17 protein-coding genes are annotated in these 18321 nt (G+C 71.8%); 12 read left to right on the top strand and 5 right to left on the bottom strand.

All coding sequences use genetic code 11. The features are described from left to right. Positions 1 to 18 precede the first annotated feature (18 nt). Positions 19 to 882, top strand: coding sequence for a glycerophosphodiester phosphodiesterase (locus SNA_RS01790; protein ID WP_030073312.1), 864 nt, complete (start codon positions 19 to 21; stop codon positions 880 to 882). A gap of 58 nt (positions 883 to 940) precedes the next feature. Here SNA_RS01790 and SNA_RS44615 read toward each other — a convergent pair whose 3' ends face one another. Further along, complete coding sequence (locus SNA_RS44615; RefSeq protein ID WP_275041982.1) at positions 941 to 1066, bottom strand: hypothetical protein; 126 nt, start codon at positions 1064 to 1066, stop codon at positions 941 to 943. Here SNA_RS44615 and SNA_RS01795 point away from each other — a divergent pair. Both SNA_RS01795 and SNA_RS01800 read left to right on the top strand, forming a co-directional pair. Continuing rightward, positions 1023 to 1652, top strand: coding sequence for an ATP-binding protein (locus tag SNA_RS01795; RefSeq protein WP_241779514.1), 630 nt, complete (start codon positions 1023 to 1025; stop codon positions 1650 to 1652). The genes SNA_RS44615 and SNA_RS01795 overlap by 44 nt on opposite strands. A 349-nt stretch (positions 1653 to 2001) precedes the next feature. After that, a complete protein-coding gene (locus tag SNA_RS01800) occupies positions 2002 to 2970 on the top strand; it encodes a DUF5926 family protein (protein ID WP_044362698.1) in 969 nt (322 codons plus the stop codon). Between the two features lie 221 nt (positions 2971 to 3191). Here the strand turns inward: SNA_RS01800 and SNA_RS01805 are convergent, their stop codons facing one another. Further along, on the bottom strand, positions 3192 to 3917 hold the full coding sequence (locus tag SNA_RS01805; RefSeq protein WP_044362702.1) for a hypothetical protein: 726 nt from the start codon (positions 3915 to 3917) through the stop codon (positions 3192 to 3194). A 213-nt stretch (positions 3918 to 4130) separates the two neighbouring features. Further along, complete coding sequence (locus SNA_RS01810; RefSeq protein WP_044362705.1) at positions 4131 to 4802, bottom strand: bifunctional DNA primase/polymerase; 672 nt, start codon at positions 4800 to 4802, stop codon at positions 4131 to 4133. A gap of 714 nt (positions 4803 to 5516) precedes the next feature. Between SNA_RS01810 and SNA_RS01815 the strand changes: the two genes are divergently transcribed. After that, on the top strand, positions 5517 to 7091 hold the full coding sequence (locus SNA_RS01815) for a PP2C family protein-serine/threonine phosphatase (RefSeq protein WP_420823449.1): 1575 nt from the start codon (positions 5517 to 5519) through the stop codon (positions 7089 to 7091). 161 nt (positions 7092 to 7252) lie between these two features. Next, positions 7253 to 8713 (top strand): aminopeptidase P family protein, encoded by a 1461-nt coding sequence (locus tag SNA_RS01820; RefSeq protein ID WP_030073327.1) that lies wholly within the window; start codon positions 7253 to 7255, stop codon positions 8711 to 8713. A gap of 99 nt (positions 8714 to 8812) precedes the next feature. On the opposite strand, the gene SNA_RS01825 is transcribed toward SNA_RS01820, so the two are convergent. Both SNA_RS01825 and SNA_RS01830 read right to left on the bottom strand, forming a co-directional pair. Beyond that, the gene (locus SNA_RS01825; protein WP_044362708.1) at positions 8813 to 9457 is read right to left on the bottom strand and encodes a TetR-like C-terminal domain-containing protein; all 645 of its coding nucleotides are present in this window, start codon (positions 9455 to 9457) and stop codon (positions 8813 to 8815) included. Positions 9458 to 9851: 394 nt separating this feature from the next. Next, complete coding sequence (locus SNA_RS01830; RefSeq protein WP_044362711.1) at positions 9852 to 10307, bottom strand: ATP-binding protein; 456 nt, start codon at positions 10305 to 10307, stop codon at positions 9852 to 9854. A 247-nt stretch (positions 10308 to 10554) separates the two neighbouring features. Here SNA_RS01830 and SNA_RS01835 point away from each other — a divergent pair, with 247 nt between their 5' ends. From SNA_RS01835 to pheA, 7 genes are all read left to right on the top strand, one after another. Continuing rightward, complete coding sequence (locus tag SNA_RS01835) at positions 10555 to 11424, top strand: hypothetical protein (RefSeq protein WP_030062767.1); 870 nt, start codon at positions 10555 to 10557, stop codon at positions 11422 to 11424. A 134-nt stretch (positions 11425 to 11558) separates the two neighbouring features. After that, positions 11559 to 12317: a YcnI family copper-binding membrane protein gene (locus tag SNA_RS01840; RefSeq protein WP_044362715.1), complete on the top strand. Its 759-nt coding sequence runs from the start codon at positions 11559 to 11561 to the stop codon at positions 12315 to 12317. Positions 12318 to 12382: 65 nt separating this feature from the next. Next, positions 12383 to 13024, top strand: coding sequence for an SCO family protein (locus SNA_RS01845; protein WP_030062769.1), 642 nt, complete (start codon positions 12383 to 12385; stop codon positions 13022 to 13024). Then, a complete protein-coding gene (locus tag SNA_RS01850; RefSeq protein WP_030062770.1) occupies positions 13021 to 13491 on the top strand; it encodes a copper chaperone PCu(A)C in 471 nt (156 codons plus the stop codon). The genes SNA_RS01845 and SNA_RS01850 overlap by 4 nt, the downstream gene beginning before the upstream one ends. 30 nt (positions 13492 to 13521) lie before the next feature. Then, complete coding sequence (locus tag SNA_RS01855) at positions 13522 to 15549, top strand: copper resistance CopC/CopD family protein (RefSeq protein ID WP_044362718.1); 2028 nt, start codon at positions 13522 to 13524, stop codon at positions 15547 to 15549. Positions 15550 to 15590: 41 nt separating this feature from the next. Then, a complete protein-coding gene (gene efeB, locus SNA_RS01860; protein WP_044363099.1) occupies positions 15591 to 16865 on the top strand; it encodes an iron uptake transporter deferrochelatase/peroxidase subunit in 1275 nt (424 codons plus the stop codon). Positions 16866 to 16981: 116 nt separating this feature from the next. Beyond that, positions 16982 to 17908, top strand: coding sequence for a prephenate dehydratase (gene pheA / locus SNA_RS01865; RefSeq protein ID WP_044362720.1), 927 nt, complete (start codon positions 16982 to 16984; stop codon positions 17906 to 17908). Positions 17909 to 18321: the final 413 nt, after the last annotated feature.

Here is an 18321-nt window from a genome sequence, read left to right on the forward strand (position 1 = left end):
GAATGGCACGATAACTCGGTGAACTACGCACGCCCCGCCCACGACGACCGTTCGAGTCGGCCGGCCATATCCGTCATCGCCCACCGGGGCGCCTCCGAGGACGCTCCGGAGCACACACTGGCCGCCTACCGCAAGGCGATCGAGGACGGGGCGGACGCCCTCGAATGCGATGTCCGGCTGACCGCCGACGGGCATCTGGTCTGCGTCCACGACCGGCGGGTGAACCGCACCTCCAACGGACGCGGCGCCGTCTCCGCCCTGGAGCTGGCCGATCTCGCCAGCCTCGACTTCGGGTCCTGGAAGGACGGCGCGTACGGTCCCGACACCCTGGACCCCAACGAGGCGCCCGACCGGCAGCTCGAGGACCCCGAGCGGACGTCCGTACTGACCCTGGAGCGGCTGCTGGAACTGGTCGCCGACGCGGACCGCCGGGTCGAACTGGCCATCGAGACGAAACATCCGACGCGCTGGGCCGGACAGGTGGAGGAGCGGCTGGTCGAGCTGCTCGAACGGTTCGGGCACACAAAACCGGCCAGGGCGGAGGAGTGGATACCGTCGGTCCGGGTGATGAGTTTTTCGGCCCGCTCGCTGCACCGCGTAAGGGCCGCCGCACCGGAGATCCCCGGCGTCTACCTCATGCAATTCCTCACCCCGCGGCACCGCGACGGCCGGCTGCCCCCGGGTGTGCAGATCGCGGGACCCGGCATCCGGATCCTGCGCGCGCACCCGGAGTACGTCGCCAAGGCCCATCGCGCGGGCCATCAGGTTCACGTCTGGACGGTCAACGAGGCATCGGATGTCGAGTTGTGCCGTGAGTTGGGTGTGGATGCCGTGATTACCAATCGCCCCAAACAGGTGCGAAACCAACTGGGCCTTGCCTAAAGCCCTTCACAGGGTGTGCACCGGCGCATTCGGCCCGTATCCACGGGTGTCGGGTGCGTCACTGCATGCCGCTTGGCCGGTTTCCGGTCCAGTCCATTGGGGCATTCAACCCGTGGCGTGGGGCAAAGGAGGTCTCGGGGGTGGCGTTGGTGGTGGCACAAGAGGTGCCGACGTCGTCGATCATGGCCGTACCCCATGGTCCTGCGGGTGTGGGCATGGCCAGGCGGCGCATGCGTGACGAGCTGTTGGCAAGTGGAGTTCAGGACAGCGTCGTCGATGACGCGATCCTCATCCTTTCGGAGCTCTTGAGCAATTCCTGTCGGCATGCGCGTCCGATATACGACAACGGCGCGTCGCTTTACGGAAAAAGCGCATCCGGCGACGCCTCACACGGCGCGCTGCGGGAGTCCGTACGGGCCTCCTGGCGCATCGACGCACAAGGCCGGCTGACCATCGCGGTCACGGACGGCGGCGGCCCGACCCGGCCCCTGCCGTCGACCCCCTCGGTCACCGCGCACGGCGGCCGCGGGCTGGCGATCATCCGCTCGCTCGCCAAGGACTGGGGCGTACGCGACACCGCGGGTGGCGAGGTGACGGTCTGGGCGATCCTGCCCGCTCAGGACTCGTTCGCTACGCGCGTGGACATGCGCGACGGCCTGCCGCCCTCTCTCGGCGGGGCGTTCGGCGGCGGGTTCGGGGAGGGACTCGGCGAACGGCTCGACGACGGCCTGCCCCCCGGCCTGGCCTTCGCGGACTTCGACGAGCCGTAGGGCGGGGCACAAAGGCGAGCCGTAGGGCGGGCCACGATGGCGAGCCGTGGAGAGCGGGGCGCAACGCACGTTCGCGGAAGCACGAGACACCCCGGCGCGAGCCACGGCCAAAGCCGCACAGCGGGCCCTGACGTCCCGTGAGGCAGGCGCGCCACCGCAGGCGCACCACCACATCACGCACCGCGGCGCCCCGCCCCGTAAGCGGCGCAATTTCGGACGCGCTCCTCTAGGCTCGCGCCGAAGCGCGTCCGTACCGGTCGTGCCGTGTCTGTCGTGCCTTTCCTCGGCGGTCGCGGCGTGGCTCCGGGCGCATCCGTACGCCCAGGAACGACCAGGAGACACCGCCGCCATGGCCAAGAAGCGCCGTCCTCAGCCCCAGGCCGCAGCAGTGAAGACGAAGGGCGGCGAGGTGCCGGTCGTCGGCGCCCGCGAGCCGTGCCCGTGTGGTTCGGGCCGCCGGTACAAGGCGTGTCACGGGCGGCAGGCGGCGCATGCCGTCACCGAGCTGGTGCAGCGTCCCTTCGAGGGGCTGGCGGGGGAGTGCGACTGGGTGGCGCTGCGCGAGCTGGTGCCCGCCGCCACCGCCGAGTTGACGCTCAAGGGCGGGCTGCCCGAAGGCGTGCCGTCGGTGACGCTGGCGACCGTGCTGCCGATGGCCTGGCCCGCGCTGCGGCGGGACAACGGTGCGGTGCTGCTGGGCCTCCAGAACGACACCGCCTCCGGCGACATCAGCCGCGACCTGGCGGACACCCTCCAGCGCGCACTGGAGGCCGAGCCCGGTACCCCGGTCGCCGCCGGGCGGCCCGCCGCCGACGGCCCGCGGCTCCAGGATCTGCTCGACCCGGGCGCGCCGTTCGAGCCGGTCGTGCACACCGGGTTCGAGTTCTGGGTCGAGAACGCGGAGAACGCCACCGGGGAGGTCGCCGCCTCTCTGGAGCGCGCCAACGCCGCGGCCGTCCCGACGGCCCGCATCCCGGGGCTGGAGGGCGCGTACTGGTGCGAGGCACCGGAGAAGAACCATCTGCGCTGGGTCACCGCGCACCCGGAGGAGAAGCTGCTGGACGCGCTCGCCCGGCTGCACGCCGCGGGCACCGGCTCGCTCGGCGAAGGCACCCGTCTGGTCGGCTCGTTCCGGGCACATGGGCTGATCGTCCCGGTATGGGACCTGCCGTCCTCCATGAAGGCCGAGGACGTCGCCGCGCCGGCCGCGGAGTTCGCCGAGCGGCTGGCCGAGGCGCTCGCCTCCGACGCCCCGCTGTCCCCGGAGGAGCGCCGGGCGCGCGGCGGCCTCACCAACCGGCAGATCACCCTGAGCTGAACCGTACCCAACCGTGCCGAACCATGACGCCCCGCGGACCCCGGCGCGCGCAGCGGTGACAGCGGTCACAACTGCCCCTACCCGCCGGTAAAAGGACGTCCGGAAATCCACGATCGAATTTGCGAAGCCCGGATCTCTTGTTACGGTTCTAAAAGCCCGGTCGCTGGTGCATCCCCCGTCGCCAGCGACCGGGCGCTTCCATGTCCGGACCCGGACGGCGCTCAGATGGCCCGCCGGCCCTTCCGCCCCAGGTCCGAACCTTCCTCGTCCGGCGCCGAGTTGCCGCCGGAGCGCAGCAGCAGCCGCTCCCCCGCCTCATCGGAGATTTCCGCCACCGCGTCGTACGGCGTGGGGCCCTCGTCCCGGTGCACGGCCTTCCCGGTGGGCGTTTCGCACACCCCGGGGTCGTCCTTCGCGGGTACCTCACAGTGCACCTGGACGCTGCGCCCGTCGGGCCGCAGCAGCGTCAGTACGGCCCGCAGCGGGGTGCCCGTGGGGTTGCGGTAGTAGGTCCGCGCCCAGGTCAGACCCTGTTCGGCCAGGATGCAGGTCTGCGCTTCGATGCCCTGGGGAGAGGCGAGTTCGGGCCCGCAGCGGGAGGTGCGGGCGCCGTCGGAAAGCAGCGGCAGACCGAGATCGGCGAGCGGATCGTCGCCGGACGTTTCGTCGCGGAGGTCGTCGCGAAGATCCGCGAAGCGATCCTCGCCAGGTGCCTCGCCGCCCTTGGGCCGGGGACCGTTTTCGGCCGTACCGGGGGGCTTTTCGGACATGTTGCGGTACGTCGTCTGTGACGTGGCACCGGGCCTGGTGCGCGGCTTCGTGCGCGCGCCGTCGGCCCGTTGGGCGGTGGCCGCCGGACCGGCCGTGGCGGCGGCGAGCGGGACGACGACGGCGAGCGCCGCCGTACCCGCGAGAGAGATCAGGCGGACTTTCGGCGCGCGCTGCATGGGATCACCTGCGGAGCGAGGGGGAGGGGCCGCGGCGGTGGCGCGCCGCCCACGGCCTGACGGTGCGCCGAACCTATCGGGCCGCGGGGGTGCACCCGGCGGTCCGGACACCCGTTTCCCGTAGTCGGCCACTCCGCTCACACCCGGACGGGTGAACCGTGGGGGTGCATTGTTTCCGGCCACTGCCGGAGGGCCCGCTCCTGTCGCCGGCTTCTAAAAGGCGAGCCGGCTGCCGTCCGGGGTCTTGGTGCTCGCCGCCACCAGCGCGTCGACGACCGTCGTCACCGTCGGCAGCCAGGGCCCGGCCGGGCCCGTGCCCGGCGGCCGCTCCCAGCGCACCTTTCCGGCGGCGATCTCCGAGGGCGGGAGCACCAGATAGCCGCCCTCGCCGTGGAACCGCAGCGAGCTGGGCACCCAGTCCTGGGAGTGCAGCAGCTCGCCCAACTCCGCGAGGTCGTACGGCGATACCAGCAGCGACCAGCGGGTGGGCGTGGCCACCACCGGGCCGGTGTGCACCCCGAAGTGGTCCAGGGCCGCCAGCGCCCGCTCCCCGGCGTCGGCCGGCAGGCTCACCGCGCACGGGGCCCGGCCGCCGGTGGCCAGCACGACCGGGGCGTCCGGGCGGTTGGTCCACCACCAGCGCACCATCCGCTCATCGGTCGTGGCCGCCAGCAGCCCCGGGTCGAAGGGGTGCGCGCCGGGCACCACACAGTCCGGGTCGGGACAGCTGCACCGGCGGGCGCCCCGGCCGCCGGCCCGCAGGCCGACCCCCGGGAGGACGGGCCACCGCCACTCGGTGGCGCACTGGAGCGCCGCACCGAGCGGCGTTGTCCTTCCACCGCGCCGAAACAGGGGCTTGCGTCGCCTTCCGAGGATCTCGCGCATCAGCGCTCGTTCCTTTCCGTTAACGCCGAGGGGTATGTCCGTCGCACTTCATGCCGTACGGGCGCTGCACACGGGCCGCCTCACGCATCGTCACGTGCTGCTTTCCGCATGCCGCTGTGGGGACGTGAGACCGGGTGTTGCCGACCGGTCACGCCTGGTGGAACATGTGTCACCGCGTGTACAAGGCAGCGCATCACGCCGTACGTCGAGCGTGGAACGTGGCGGAGGGTGGCGCACACATGGCGCTTATCAGTTCTGTGGAGCAATCCCGCCACTTGGGAGTGCGTCGCGGCCGTCGCGGTATGAGACGCCCGCGCCCTCTGGAGGGTTCCGGCGCGGGCTCAACTGGCCCCGCACCTTTCGGAGTACGTACCCGCCATCGTGCATATGACGCGCTGTCGATGGCCGCCAGTCGACCTCAAATTGACGCCTGGGGGGCTATTTTCAGGCCAATCTACAGACCTCGCTGACACCACAAACCCCAGCGGAACAGTGCTGGACATCACATCGCTGGTGCGTGTACATGTGGAGGCATTGATAGCGGAGCAGCATGACATGGGGGTTTGCGATGCTATTGAGGAAATTGAGTGAGCCCGCACACCGCACAGCATCACTCAACAAAAAGCCGCACTCCCTAACAAAACACGGCCCGACCTGGGAATACTCCAGGCATGACATGAGTCGTCTGCCATGAGCATCCCTCACGTACCGAAAGTGGCTGGAATCGAACCAGCGCTTCCCGCTCCCGCGCACACTGCCGATCCGCTGACCCCGAAAGCCGCCGCGGACGACGGCTCGGACCCCTCCTCGGACGCCTCCGCCGACTCCTGTCGGACCCCCGGATCCCCCCACGACGAACGCCCGGACGCCACCCGCTCCGGCTCCCCCGACGTCTCCCCGGTCGACCGCATCGCGGCCGTACAGGACCGGCTCGCCGGCTGGATCTCCGACCTCAGCACCCTGCACGACCTCACCGAACAGCTCGCCGGCACCCGCACCTTGGACGAGGCGCTGCACGAACTCCTGCGGGCCGGTGCCTCCCTGGTCGGCGCGCGGCGCGGGCTGGTCGTGCTGGCGCCGGCCGACGGGCTGGGCCCGGAGACCACCATCGGCCTCGGCCTCGGCCACGCCGATATCGGCCACATCGAGACCGTGCCGCGCCGCGCCCTGTCGTACGCGCGGATACTGGACGGCCTCCCCGAGCCGGGCGCCGGCGACGACTCCCCCACGGACCAGGACCCCACCGCCCGCACCGAGATCTCCGAACCCGATATCCCCGGCGAGAAGGACCTCGACCCGCGGCTGCGCGAGGTCGCCGCCCGGCTGGGCTATGCCGCCAGTTACGCGGTCTCGCTCAGCGCCGACCCCATCGGCAGAACGGGCGCCGCGGTCTGGCTCTACGACGAGCCCGCCGCCCCCACCGACCGTCAGCGCCATCTCATCGGCCTCTACCGCGCGCACGCCGCCGCCCATCTCGCCCGGCTCCTCGAACTGCACCGCAGCATCCAGGACACCGTCACCCTGCGCGAGGAACTGCTGCCCAGTCGGCTGCCGCGGGTACCCGGCGTACGGCTCGCGGTGCGGCACAGCACCGGGCCGCGCGGCGGTGGTGACTGGTACGACGCACTGCCGCTGCCGGACGGCGCGCTGGGTCTGGCCGTGGGATCGGTCACCGGGTCCGGGCCGAGCGCGGTGGCGGCGATGGGACGGCTGCGGGCGTCGCTGCGCGCGTATGCCGTCATGGAAGGGGAGGATCCCGTCGCGGTCCTCTCCGATCTGGAGCTGCTGCTGCGGCTGACCGAGCCCGCCCGCAGCGCCACCGCGCTCTTCGCCTTCACCGAGCCGCCGCCCGGCGCACCGGGCGGGCCGCCCGCGCCCCCGATGCCGGCCGGTCTCGACGATCCGTTCCCCCGCAAGCTGGTGATCGCCGGCGCCGGCCACTGCCCTCCGCTGCTGCTGGGGGAGCTGCGCACCGAGTTCGTGGAGACCACGCTGTCCGCGCCGCTGGGCATGCTCGCCTGCTGGGAAGCGCCGAGCGTGGAGATCGAGCTGGCGCCCGGCGAGACGGTCCTGCTCTACAGCGACGGGCTGCTGCACCGCACCGGGGAGGCCATGGACCGGGCGTTCGCCCGTCTGCACGCAGCCGCTGCGAGCGTCCCCAAGGGCAGCCGGCACGACCCGGAGGCGATCCTCGATCACCTCGTGCGCACGATGCTGCCGCAGAGCGGGCTGGAGGATCCGGCGTCGGAGGAGGACGTGGTGCTGCTCGCGGCGCGCTTCGATGAGTAGCCCGGGAGAGACGTGGCGCGGGGGAGGAGTAGCGCAGGAGCAGTCGAGGGGCAGCCGGGGTTCGTAAGGCCGCGATGCCCGAAAAGTCACAGCTTCCTAGCCCTGGACCCCTTGCCATCCGCACATACGATGGATGGCGGTTCCGTCTTAAAGGAGGCATTGTGACCGACGAGCTCACGCCGGAGACCCCGGACGAGGACGAGCAGCCGATCAAGCAGCGCAAGAACGGCCTTTACCCGGGCGTCTCGGATGAGCTCGCGGAGAACATGAAGAGCGGCTGGGCCGACACCGAGCTGCGCGGTCTCGAACCGATCGAGCAGGCCCCGAACGCCGCCCGCCGCCGCGCCGCGCTCTCGGCGCGCTTCCCCGGCGAGCGCCTGGTGATCCCGGCGGGCCGGCTCAAGACCCGCTCCAACGACACCGAGTACGCCTTCCGCGCCGCGACCGAGTACGTCTACCTCACCGGCGACCAGACCGACGGCAGCATCCTCGTCCTGGAGCCCACCGAGGACGGGCACGAGGCGACCCTCTACCGCCTGCCCCGCTCCAACCGCGAGAACGGCGAGTTCTGGCTGAGCGGCATGGGCGAGCTGTGGGTCGGCCGACGTCACAGCCTGACCGAGGCCGAGGCGTTGCTCGGCATCCCCTGCAAGGACGTACGCGAGCTGGCCGCGGCGCTGACCGAGGCCACCGGCCCGGTGCGGGCCGTCCGCGGGCACGACGCCGCCATCGAGGCCGCGCTGACGGACAAGGTCACCGCCGAGCGCGACGAAGAGCTGCGGGCGTATCTGTCCGAGGCCCGGGTGATCAAGGACGAGTTCGAGATCGGCGAGCTCCAGAAGGCCGTCGACTCGACCGTGCGCGGCTTCGAGGACGTCGTGAAGGTCCTGGACAAGGCCGAGGCCACCAGCGAGCGCTACATCGAGGGGACCTTCTTCCTGCGCGCCCGCGTCGAGGGCTACGACATCGGCTACGGCTCGATCTGCGCCGCGGGCCCCAACGCCACCACCCTGCACTGGGTCCGCAACGACGGGCGGGTCCGCTCCGGCGACCTGCTGCTGCTGGACGCGGGCGTGGAGACCCACAGCCTCTACACCGCGGACGTCACCCGCACCCTGCCCGTCAACGGCCGCTACACCGACCTCCAGCGCGCGATCTACGACGCGGTGTACGAGGCCCAGGAGGCGGGCATCGCCGCGGTCAAGCCGGGCGCGGCCTACCGCGACTTCCACGACGCGGCGCAGCGGGTGCTCACCGAGAAGCTGGTCGAGTGGGGTCTGGTCGAGGGCCCCGTCGATCGGGTGCTGGAGCTGGGCCTCCAGCGCCGCTGGACGCTGCACGGCACGGGCCACATGCTCGGCCTGGACGTCCACGACTGCGCCGCGGCCCGCCGGGAGGCGTATGTCGACGGCACGCTGGAGCCGGGGATGGTGCTCACCGTCGAACCCGGTCTGTACTTCCAGGCGGACGATCTGACGGTGCCCGAGGAGTACCGCGGTATCGGTGTGCGGATCGAGGACGACATCCTGGTGACCGAGGACGGCAACCGGAACCTGTCGGCCGGGCTGCCGCGCCGGTCGGACGAGGTCGAGGCGTGGATGGCGGGGCTGCTGGGGAAGTAGCCGTGGGGTGAGTGACGGCGTGACGGCAATGCCGGCCTGACGGCCTGATGGCGTGGCGCCGTAACGGCGTGATGGCGACGGCCGGTGTCCCGGGATGGGTCACCGGCCGTCGCGCGGCGCACCGTTGTGGGGCTCCGTCCGCCGGTACGCGCCCGCGCGGGCCGCCACCCACACCGCGGTGGCGGTGGACTCGGCCAGGGCCGCGTCGACCGGACCGCGGGCGATCAGGATGCGGTAGTAGAAGGGCGCGCCCAGGGCCGCCATCACCGCCTCCGGGTCCGTATCGGGGGGCAGTTCACCGCGTTCGACGGCGCGGACCACCATCTGGCCGGCCAGTGTCAGCCGTTCGGAGAAGAAATCCCGCAGCACCGTGGCGGCCTGCGGGTCGCGGGCGGCGGCCGAGACCACCGCCTCGATCAGGCTGCGTATCCGCTCGTCCGCGTAGAACGCGCCTATCGAACGGGCCAGCGCACGCAGATCGCCGGGCAGCGTACCGGTGTCGGGCAGCGGCACATCCGCGCTCAGCCCGTTCAGCAGATCGCAGACCAGACCCTCGGCGCAGCGCCAGCGCCGGTAGAGCGTCGCCAGATGGATTCCGGAGCGCTGAGCAACCCTTTCCATGCTCAGCGCGGCAGGGCCGCCGTGTCCCAACTCCTCGAAGACGGCGGCCAGTACGGCCTGCCGAGTCCGCGCGGTACGTCCCCCCGGGCGGGCCTCCCCCGAGGCCCGGTGCGCTGTGGTCACGGCGCCTCCGTATTGCAGTGCGGGTTCACGCCAAGTATTGTCCGACAAAGACTAACGCGAGCAACTTCGCGTTAGTTCTGGTGCACGCCGGTCTCGCAGGGACAGGGGACGCCGCGGGGGAGGTCCTCACGCTGCGAGACGGCGCTGCACAGGGCCCCGCAGGGGCGATCACCGACGACTACGGACAGGCCGCGGTCGCCTACGTGCGCAGCGGATTTGACGCTGCGTGAGGCAGTTGTGTGCGGCAGTTGTGTGACGCCGTGTCGGTTCAGTGCGGAATCTCGGTTCAGCGCAGGATCCTCTCCTTGGCGCGCTGGAACTCCTGGCCGGTGAGGTCTCCCCGGGCGCGGATCCCGAAGAGTTTCGCCAACTGGTCGGCCGCACGCCTGACCGCTCACGACGCCATCGGAAGCGCCGCCCCCTCGCGCCACTTGAGGATCTTGTCGAAGCTGACCACCGCGCCGCGTCTGCCGGTGCGGTTGCGGTAGCGGACGTGGTCGGTGAGGGCCTCGATGAGGAAGAGGCCGCGGCCGTCCTCGGCGTCGGCGGGGGCCTGGGTGGGGGTGGGGACGGGGGCGGGGGGCTGGGGGCGGCGGAAGCCGGGGCCGGAGTCGGTGACCTCGATGCGGCAGGTGTCGCCGTCGATGAAGGCGGTGACGCGGTAGTCGTCGGTGGGGGCGTCCCCGCCGTGTTCGACGGCGTTGGCACAGGCCTCGGAGAGGGCGACCGACAGGTCGTAGCAGATGTCCGGGTCGACGCCGGCCGTCTCCATGGTGCCCAGCAGCAGACGGCGGGCGAGCGGAACGCTCGCGGCCTCACGTCGCAGTTGGAGGGACCACCAGATGCTCATCGCTCCAGCCTCCTGGCCACCGCTAGACATATCGATACCTATTGCCGCAGCCCAAGGTCCGTAAGCATGCTCCGGACGTGACGCCGCTCATTCGGCGGAGGCGGGCTGCGAGCGCACGGCCGGTGGTGTACCGACCCCCGCGCGCTCCCGCGCGCCCCGGCGGGCGCCGTTGCCGCCCCCCGGCGCGGCGGCGTGCGACGCCCTGCCGTGGGCCGCCGGTGCGGGCAATGGGATGATGTCGCCCGCCATGTCTGCCTCGCTCGCCCCCACAGCGCGCGCAGCCGCCGATCTGCGGCTGCTGAGGGCCGCGGTCTTCACCGCGGTCTGTGTTGCGCTGTCCGCGACCGGGCACATGATCGCCTCGTTCGCCGCCGTCCCGCTGTGGACGCTGGGCGTCGGCTGCGCCGCCGTGTTCGCCGTCGCGGCCCCGCTGGCCGGGCGGGAACGCTCGCTGCCGGGGATCGCCACCGCGCTCGCCGTGGGCCAGCTCGCGCTGCATGCGGTGTTCGCGATGGGCCAGCACCCGATGCGGATGCCGGGCGGCGGCGCGCGCGCCGGTGGGCTGCGGGGGCTGTCCGACCAGGCGGCCGTCCTCCTCGCGCGGCATGTTTCGTGCGGGCTGGAGGCCGGCCGGGTGGACGGCGCGCAGGCGCGCCGGGTCCTGGGCTCGGGCGGCTACGACACCGCCGTGGCGGGCGGGCTGGTACCGCCCGCAGGTCCCGGCGGAATGAGCGGTGCCGCCGCGCACCAGATGCCCGGCGGAGCGGAGATGGCACACTGTCTGGTGCCGTCGGTGCCCATGGTGCTGGGCCATCTGCTGGCCGCGCTGGGCGCCGGCTGGCTGCTGCGCCGCGGCGAGGCCGCGCTCTGGCGGCTGGTGCGGCTGTCGGCCCCCGCGGCGCGGGAGATCGCGGCGCAGGCGCTGATGGGCACCCTGCGCGGGGCGCTCGCGCTGGTGGGCGCCCTGCTCTCGGGGCTCGGTACGGCGCACGACGGGCCGCGCCGCGCCCCCGTTTCGTACGGGGATGACAAACCCGGTCCGCCGGGCCTCGCGCTCCACCACAGTGTCGTCAGGCGGGGGCCGCCGGCCCCGGCCCGGCTCGCCCTCGCGGCCTGACGTACGCGAAGCACGCTCCCCGGAGGGGTAGGGGCTCTCGCGCCGTCGCCGCGTGCGCGCCGGACCGACAGACCACTACCCATACGTGCACCGTCCCTGCGACGTGCATCTTTCTCCCCGTGGAGTGCTTTGTTATGTCGAGTACGCCGAAGATCTCGCAGCCCGCCGCCCCGTCCCCCGCCCCGCGCCGCCTCGTCCGCCGGCTGCCGGTGGTGGGCGCGATCGCCGCGGGCAGCGTGCTGCTGCTCGCCTCCCCGGCCTTCGCGCACGTCAGCGTGCAGCCCGCCGGCCCGGCCGCAAAGGGCGGCTTCGCGACCGTCAACTTCAACGTCCCCAATGAGCGGGACGACTCCTCGACGGTGAAGCTCGAGGTCACCCTGCCCACCGATCACCCGTTGGCGTCGGCGATGCCGCAGCCGGTGCCCGGCTGGAAGGTCCAGGTCAAGAAGGCCAAGCTCGCCAAGCCCATCGAGATGGAGGGCGAGAAGATCACCGAGGCACCGGTCAAGATCACCTGGACCGCCGACGGCAAGGGCGTCGGGCCCGGCCAGTTCCAGCAGTTCCCGGTTTCGGTCGGGCAGCTGCCCAAGAACGCCGACCACGTCGTCTTCAAGGCCCTCCAGACGTACGACGACAAGAAGGTCGTGCGCTGGATCGAGCCGACGAAGGAGGGCGACCCGGAGCCGGAGAACCCGGCGCCGGTGCTGAAGCTCACCGCAGCGGCCGCCGACGACGGCGGGGCGGATGCCAAGAACGGCGCCACCACCGCCACGGCGGCCAAGGACGCGGACGGCTCCGACACCACGGCGCGGGTACTGGCCGTCATCGGCATCGTGGCGGGCATCGCGGGAACCGGCTTCGGCCTGTTCGCCGGCCGCCGCCGCAGCTCCTGACCTCCCCGCAGGGGCCGGCGCCCGACCCGCGCCGGCCTGCCACCCCTCCCTTTTCAGAAGGACCCATGCGCACAAGGACCCTGCTCGCGTCCGCCCTCGCGGCGGTCGCGGCCCTCTCACTGACCGCCTGCAACGCCGACGACGGCAAGCCCGCCGCCGACGTCTCCGGCGCCAAGTCCAAGCCGATCGTCACGCTCGACAGCCCCATGGAGAAGCCGGACCTGGAGCTGACGGACACCCAGGGCAAGAAGTACGACCTGCTGGAGGAGACCAAGGGCCATCCGACCCTGATCTACTTCGGCTACACCCACTGCCCGGACGTGTGCCCGCTGACGATGTCCAACCTGGCCGTCGCCATCGGCAAGCTGCCCAAGGCCGAACAGAAGGATGTGCGGGTGGTGTTCGTGACCTCCGATCCGGAGCGCGACACCTCGGCCGCGCTCAAGAAGTGGCTGGCCGGTATCAACAAGGACTTCATCGGTCTGACCGGCCCGTTCGACCGTATCCAGGCCGGTGCGCGCAGCGTGAACATCGGGATCGAGAAGCCGGTCAAGAAGAAGAACGGCGATGTCATCTCCACCCACGGCGCACAGGTGCTGCTGAGCTCCCCCAAGGACGACAAGATCCACTGGATCGGCATGGAGGAAGCGACTCCCGAGAACTACAGCCAGGCACTTCCCAAGACCATCAAGGGGCAGAACCCGTGACCCGCCGCACCCTCCACACCGCCCGCCGCACGGCCCTCGTCACCGCGCTCGCCCTCACCGCCGGTCTCACGCTGGCGGCCTGTGACTCCGGGGGCGGTGCGCCCCGTCTCAAGGTCTCGGAGTCGTACATGCCGCAGCCGGTCACGCAGGACATGGCCGGTGCTTTCTTCGTCGTCAAGAACACCGGCGACACCGCGGACAAGCTGACCTCGGTCACCAGCGACCTGTCCAAGGACGTCACGATGCACAAGACGGTCGGCACCAAGATGGAGCAGGTCAGCTCCCTGAAGGTGCCCGCCAACGGCGAACTGCGGCTCGCCCGCGGCGGCTATCACCTGATGTTCATGGGCCTGAAGCACAAGCCGGTCAAGGGCGACAAGGTCACCCTTGAGCTGCACTTCGCCACCTCGGGCCCGGTCCGGGTCGATGTGCCGGTGAAGGCCACCGACTACGTGCCCCAGAAGTAGCCCGCGTCACGGAGTGAGGGAGCGATCACCATGGCCTTGGCCACCACCGGCTCCGGGCCGCGACGGGGCGTCGCGGGGCAGGCGGGACGTCCGACACAGGCCCTGCGCCTGCTGGCCGTCGTCGCGGTGCTGCTGGGCGCGCTGTTCGGCGGCGCCGCCCCGGCCGTTGCGCATGCCGCGCTGACCGGCAGCGACCCCGCACAGGGGTCGGTGGTGGACCATGCCCCCGAGCAGGTCTCGCTGACCTTCTCCGAGGGCGTGGCGATGGGCGACGACTCGATCCGGGTCCTCGACCCGAAGGGCAAGCGGGTGGACCGCGGCAAGCTGCGCGATCTGTGCAGCGGAGGGGTCGTCAAGTACGGGGCGGGGCTGCCACCGGGGCTCGGCGACGGTACGTACACCGTCGCCTGGCAGGCGGTCTCCGCCGACAGCCACCCGGTCTCCGGCGCCTTCACCTTCTCCATCGGCGCGCCCTCGAAGACCAGCGCCGCCGTCCCCCAGCAGGAGGCGGGCGGCGGTCCGGTCGGCGCGCTCTACGGCATCGCCCGCTACCTCGCCTACGCCGGATTCATCCTGCTGGCGGGCGGCGCGGCCTTCGTCGTCGGCTGCCGGCCGGCCGCTGCGGGCGTACGGTCCGTGCAGCGGCTGGTCGTCCACGGCTGGGCCGTGCTGACCGGCAGCACCCTGGCGATGGTGGTGCTGCGCGGCGCGTACACGGCGTCGGGCAAGCTCTCCGACGTCCTCGACTTCGGCTTGCTCCAGCAGGCGCTGCTGACCAAACCGGGCGCGGCGCTGGTCTCCCGGCTGCTGCTGCTCGCGGCCGCGGCGGTGTTCATCGCGGTGCTGTTCGGGGCGTTTGCGCGCGCCCATGAGGAGGGGGACGGCTCGGCCCCCGGCGAGGACACCCGGCGCCGTAAGGACCTCACGTTGGGGCTCGGCGGCGGCGGGGTGATCGTCGCCGCGGGGCTCGCGACGACCTGGGCGATGGCCGAGCACGCCTCGACGGGGCTTCAGCCCGCGGTCGCGATGCCCGTGGATGTGCTGCATCTGCTCGCCGTCGCCGTCTGGCTCGGCGGGCTCGCGGCGCTGGTGGTGTCCCTGTACTGGGGCCCGGCCGTCGAGCGGTCCGCCGTACGGCGTTTCTCGCGGATCGCGTTCGGCGCGGTGCTGGTCCTGGTCGCCACCGGGATCTACCAGTCCTGGCGGCAGGTGGGCAGCTGGACGGCGCTGACCGGCACCTCCTACGGGCGGTTGCTGCTGCTCAAGGCGGGCCTGGTGGTGGTGCTCGTCGGGATCGCCTCGGTGTCTCGGCGGTGGACGGCGCGGCTGGCGGACGCAGAGGAATCCGTTACGGACGTCGATGTCGACAGGGATGCCGAGGCGGACGCGGGTGCGGACGCGGACGCCGACGCGGACGCGGGTGCCGCCGCGGATGCCGAGACCGAGCCGGAGGATGTTTCACGTGAAACATCGGCCCCCGCCGCCGACCCGGCTCGCGCCGTTCAACTCGCCCGCCAGCAGGCCGCGTTGCGCACCGCGCGCACCAAGCGCATCCGGGACGCCGACCCGGAGCGGTGCGGGCTGCGGCGGTCCGTGCTGGCCGAGGTGTCGGTGGCGGCCGTCCTGCTCGCGGTGACGACCGTGCTGACCGCCACCGAGCCGGCCCGTACGGAAGAGGCGGTCAAGGCCACCGAGCAGTCCGCCTCGGTGGGCCGTCCGCAGGTACTGACCATTCCCTTCGACACCGGCGGCCCGCACGGCAAGGGCACCGCCCGGATCGACCTCGATCCGGGGCGCAGCAGCGGCGGCAACACGCTGCGGCTGCGGATCGCGGACCCGTCGGGCCGGACCCGGGACGTCCCCGAGGTGAAGGTCTCCTTCACCCTCAAGGACAAGAAGCTGGGGCCGCTCCCGGTCGTACCCCGGCATGTGAGCAAGGGGCACTGGAGCGCGGACGGGGTCCGGCTGCCGGTCCCCGGACGGTGGCAGCTCACGCTGCTCGTACGGACCTCCGATATCGACCAGGTGACCGAATTCAGGAACGTGAAGATCGGCTGATGAGCAAGCAGACACCAGACAGGCAGACATCGGACCGGAAGATGCCGCAGGGACAGGCGCCGGACTGGCAGACCCCGCAGACCTCCCTGGAGCTCTCCCGCCGCCGTCTCCTCGGCACCGTCGGCGCGGCGGGTGCGGCCGGGCTCGTCGTCGGCGGGGCGGGCGGCGCCCTCGGGGTCGCGGCCGCGCAGGACGACGGGCCCGAGGCCCTGACCACCCTCGGTTCGACCGCGGTCGCCTTCCGCCCGGCACGGGCGAAGCACCAGGCGGGGATCACCACACCGTTGCAGGCCAAGGGCCATCTGGTCGCCTTCGACCTGACCCCGGGCAGCGGCCGCAAGGAGGCCGCCGCACTGCTGCGCCGCTGGTCGCGGACGGCCGAGGAGCTGATGGCCGGGCATGCGCCGCACGCCGACACCGGCGTGGCGCTGGACGCCGGCCCGTCCTCGCTGACCGTCACCTTCGGCTTCGGCCACGGCTTCTTCGACCGTACGGGCCTGACGAAGCGCCGCCCCACCCAGCTCGATCCGCTGCCCGACTTCTCGGCCGATGCGCTGGATCCCCGGCGCAGCAACGGCGATCTGTGGATCCAAATCGGCGCCGACGACGCGCTGGTCGCCTTCCACGCGCTGCGGGCGCTCCAGAAGGAGGCGGCCGGTACCGCCCGGCTGCGCTGGCAGATGAACGGTTTCAACCGCACCCCGGGCGCCACCGCGCAGCCGATGACCGCCCGCAATCTGATGGGCCAGGTCGACGGCACCAACAACCCCAAGCCGTCGGACCCGGATTTCGATGAGCGGATCTTCGTGGGGCGCGACGCCGACCAGCAGTGGATGCGCGGCGGCTCGTATGCCGTGGTGCGGCGGATCCGGATGCTGCTGGACGAGTGGGAGAAGCAGCCGCTGGCCAAGCAGGAGAAGGTCATAGGGCGGCGGAAGTCCAACGGGGCGCCGCTGACCGGCGGTTCGGAGACCACCCCGATGCGGCTGGACGCCAACGGGCCCGACGGGCTGCCGGTCATCCCGGCCGATGCGCATGCCCGGGTCGCGGCGCCGGAGTCCAACCAGGGCGCGGCGATGCTGCGCCGGCCGTTCTCCTTCCACGACGGGTTCCGCGACGACGGGGCGCCGGACGCGGGGCTGCTCTTCGTCTGCTGGCAGGCCGATCCGCTGCGCGCCTTCACCCAGATCCAGCGCAAGCTGGACCGCGGGGACGCACTGTCGGTGTTCCTGCGGCACGAGGCGAGCGGGCTGTATGCGGTGCCGCCCGCCGCGGAGGCCGGGGACTATGTGGGCCGGCCGCTGCTGGAGGGCTGAGCGGCGGGCCCGCCCGGCTGGTGGAACGCCCCGCTCGCCGCCGTACCGGCTCGGTATCGTGGCAGGACAGGGAGAGATCGGCGGGGCGCCCCCGCGCTGAGCGAGGAGTCCTTTGCATGTCGGCCAGTCGTTACACCTATCTCGGGCCCGCGGGCACGTTCACCGAGGCCGCCCTGCGCACGCTGCCGGAGGCCGCGACGCGGGAGCTGATGCCGATGGTGTCGGTGCCGGCCGCTCTGGACGCGGTGCGCGGCGGCGAGGCGGCCGCGGCGCTGGTGCCGATCGAGAACTCCGTCGAGGGCGGGGTGACCACCACCCTCGACGAGCTGGCCTCCGGCGAACCGTTGATGATCTACCGCGAGGTGCTGCTGCCGATCGCCTTCGCGCTGCTGGTGCGCCCCGGTACGGCGCTGACGGACGTCAAGACGGTGACCGGGCATCCGGTCGCCCAGCCGCAGGTGCGCAAGTGGCTGGCGGACCAACTCCCGGAAGCCGTTTGGGAGTCGGCGGCCTCCAATGCGGACGGCGCGCGGCTGGTGCAGGAGGGGCGGTACGACGGCGCGTTCGCCGGTGAGTTCGCCGCGGCCACATACGGGCTCACGCCGCTGGTCACCAACATCCACGATGCGCAGAACGCCGCCACCCGCTTCGTCCTGGTCGGCCGCCCGGCCCGGCCCGCGGCGCCCACCGGCGCGGACAAGACCTCGGTGGTGCTGTGGCTGGCCGAGGACCACCCCGGTGCGCTGCTGGAGCTGCTCCAGGAGTACGCGGTGCGCGGCGTGAACATGATGCGGATCGAATCCCGGCCGACCGGTGAGGGCATCGGCCGCTACTGCTTCTCGGTGGACTGCGAGGGCCATATCGCCGACCGCCGGGTCGCCGATGTCCTGATGGGGCTCAAGCGGGTCTGCCGCGATGTGCGGTTCCTCGGCTCGTATCCGCGGGCCGACGAGGTGACGGCGACGGTACGGCCGACGATGACGGACTCGGCGTTCACCGAGGCGTCGGACTGGCTGGCGCGCTGCCTCGACGGGCGCGGCTGAGCCGACGGGACGGCGCCGGGCCGCCGGGCTTCGGCTCAGCGGCCGGGCTTCGCTGAGCAGCCGGTTTTCCACTGTCCACAAAGTTATCCACAGGGTCGGTTCTCGACCTGTGGGTAAGTCGACATGGACGGCCGCGCGATTCGGACAGAGTCGACAAATTCCCCTACCGACCCCACCCCCCTCCACGGTGTTCCACATCGCTGCACAGCGCCTCAACCCCGGCTCCGTCAGCACAATTCCCGCGATCAATCCTTTAGGGCGAGGCAATCCCACACGAAAGAGCGTGAGAACGGGGTTTGAGTGAAGAATCCATAGCGGAACATTCCGGGACCGGAATGATCGCCTCCGACTTCCACAGATCTCACGCACAGCCTGTGGATAAAGGACTCCGACCCCCGCCCCCCTGTGGAAAA

This window comes from Streptomyces natalensis ATCC 27448 (genome assembly GCF_000935125.1).
Classification (GTDB): Bacteria; Actinomycetota; Actinomycetes; order Streptomycetales; family Streptomycetaceae; genus Streptomyces; species Streptomyces natalensis.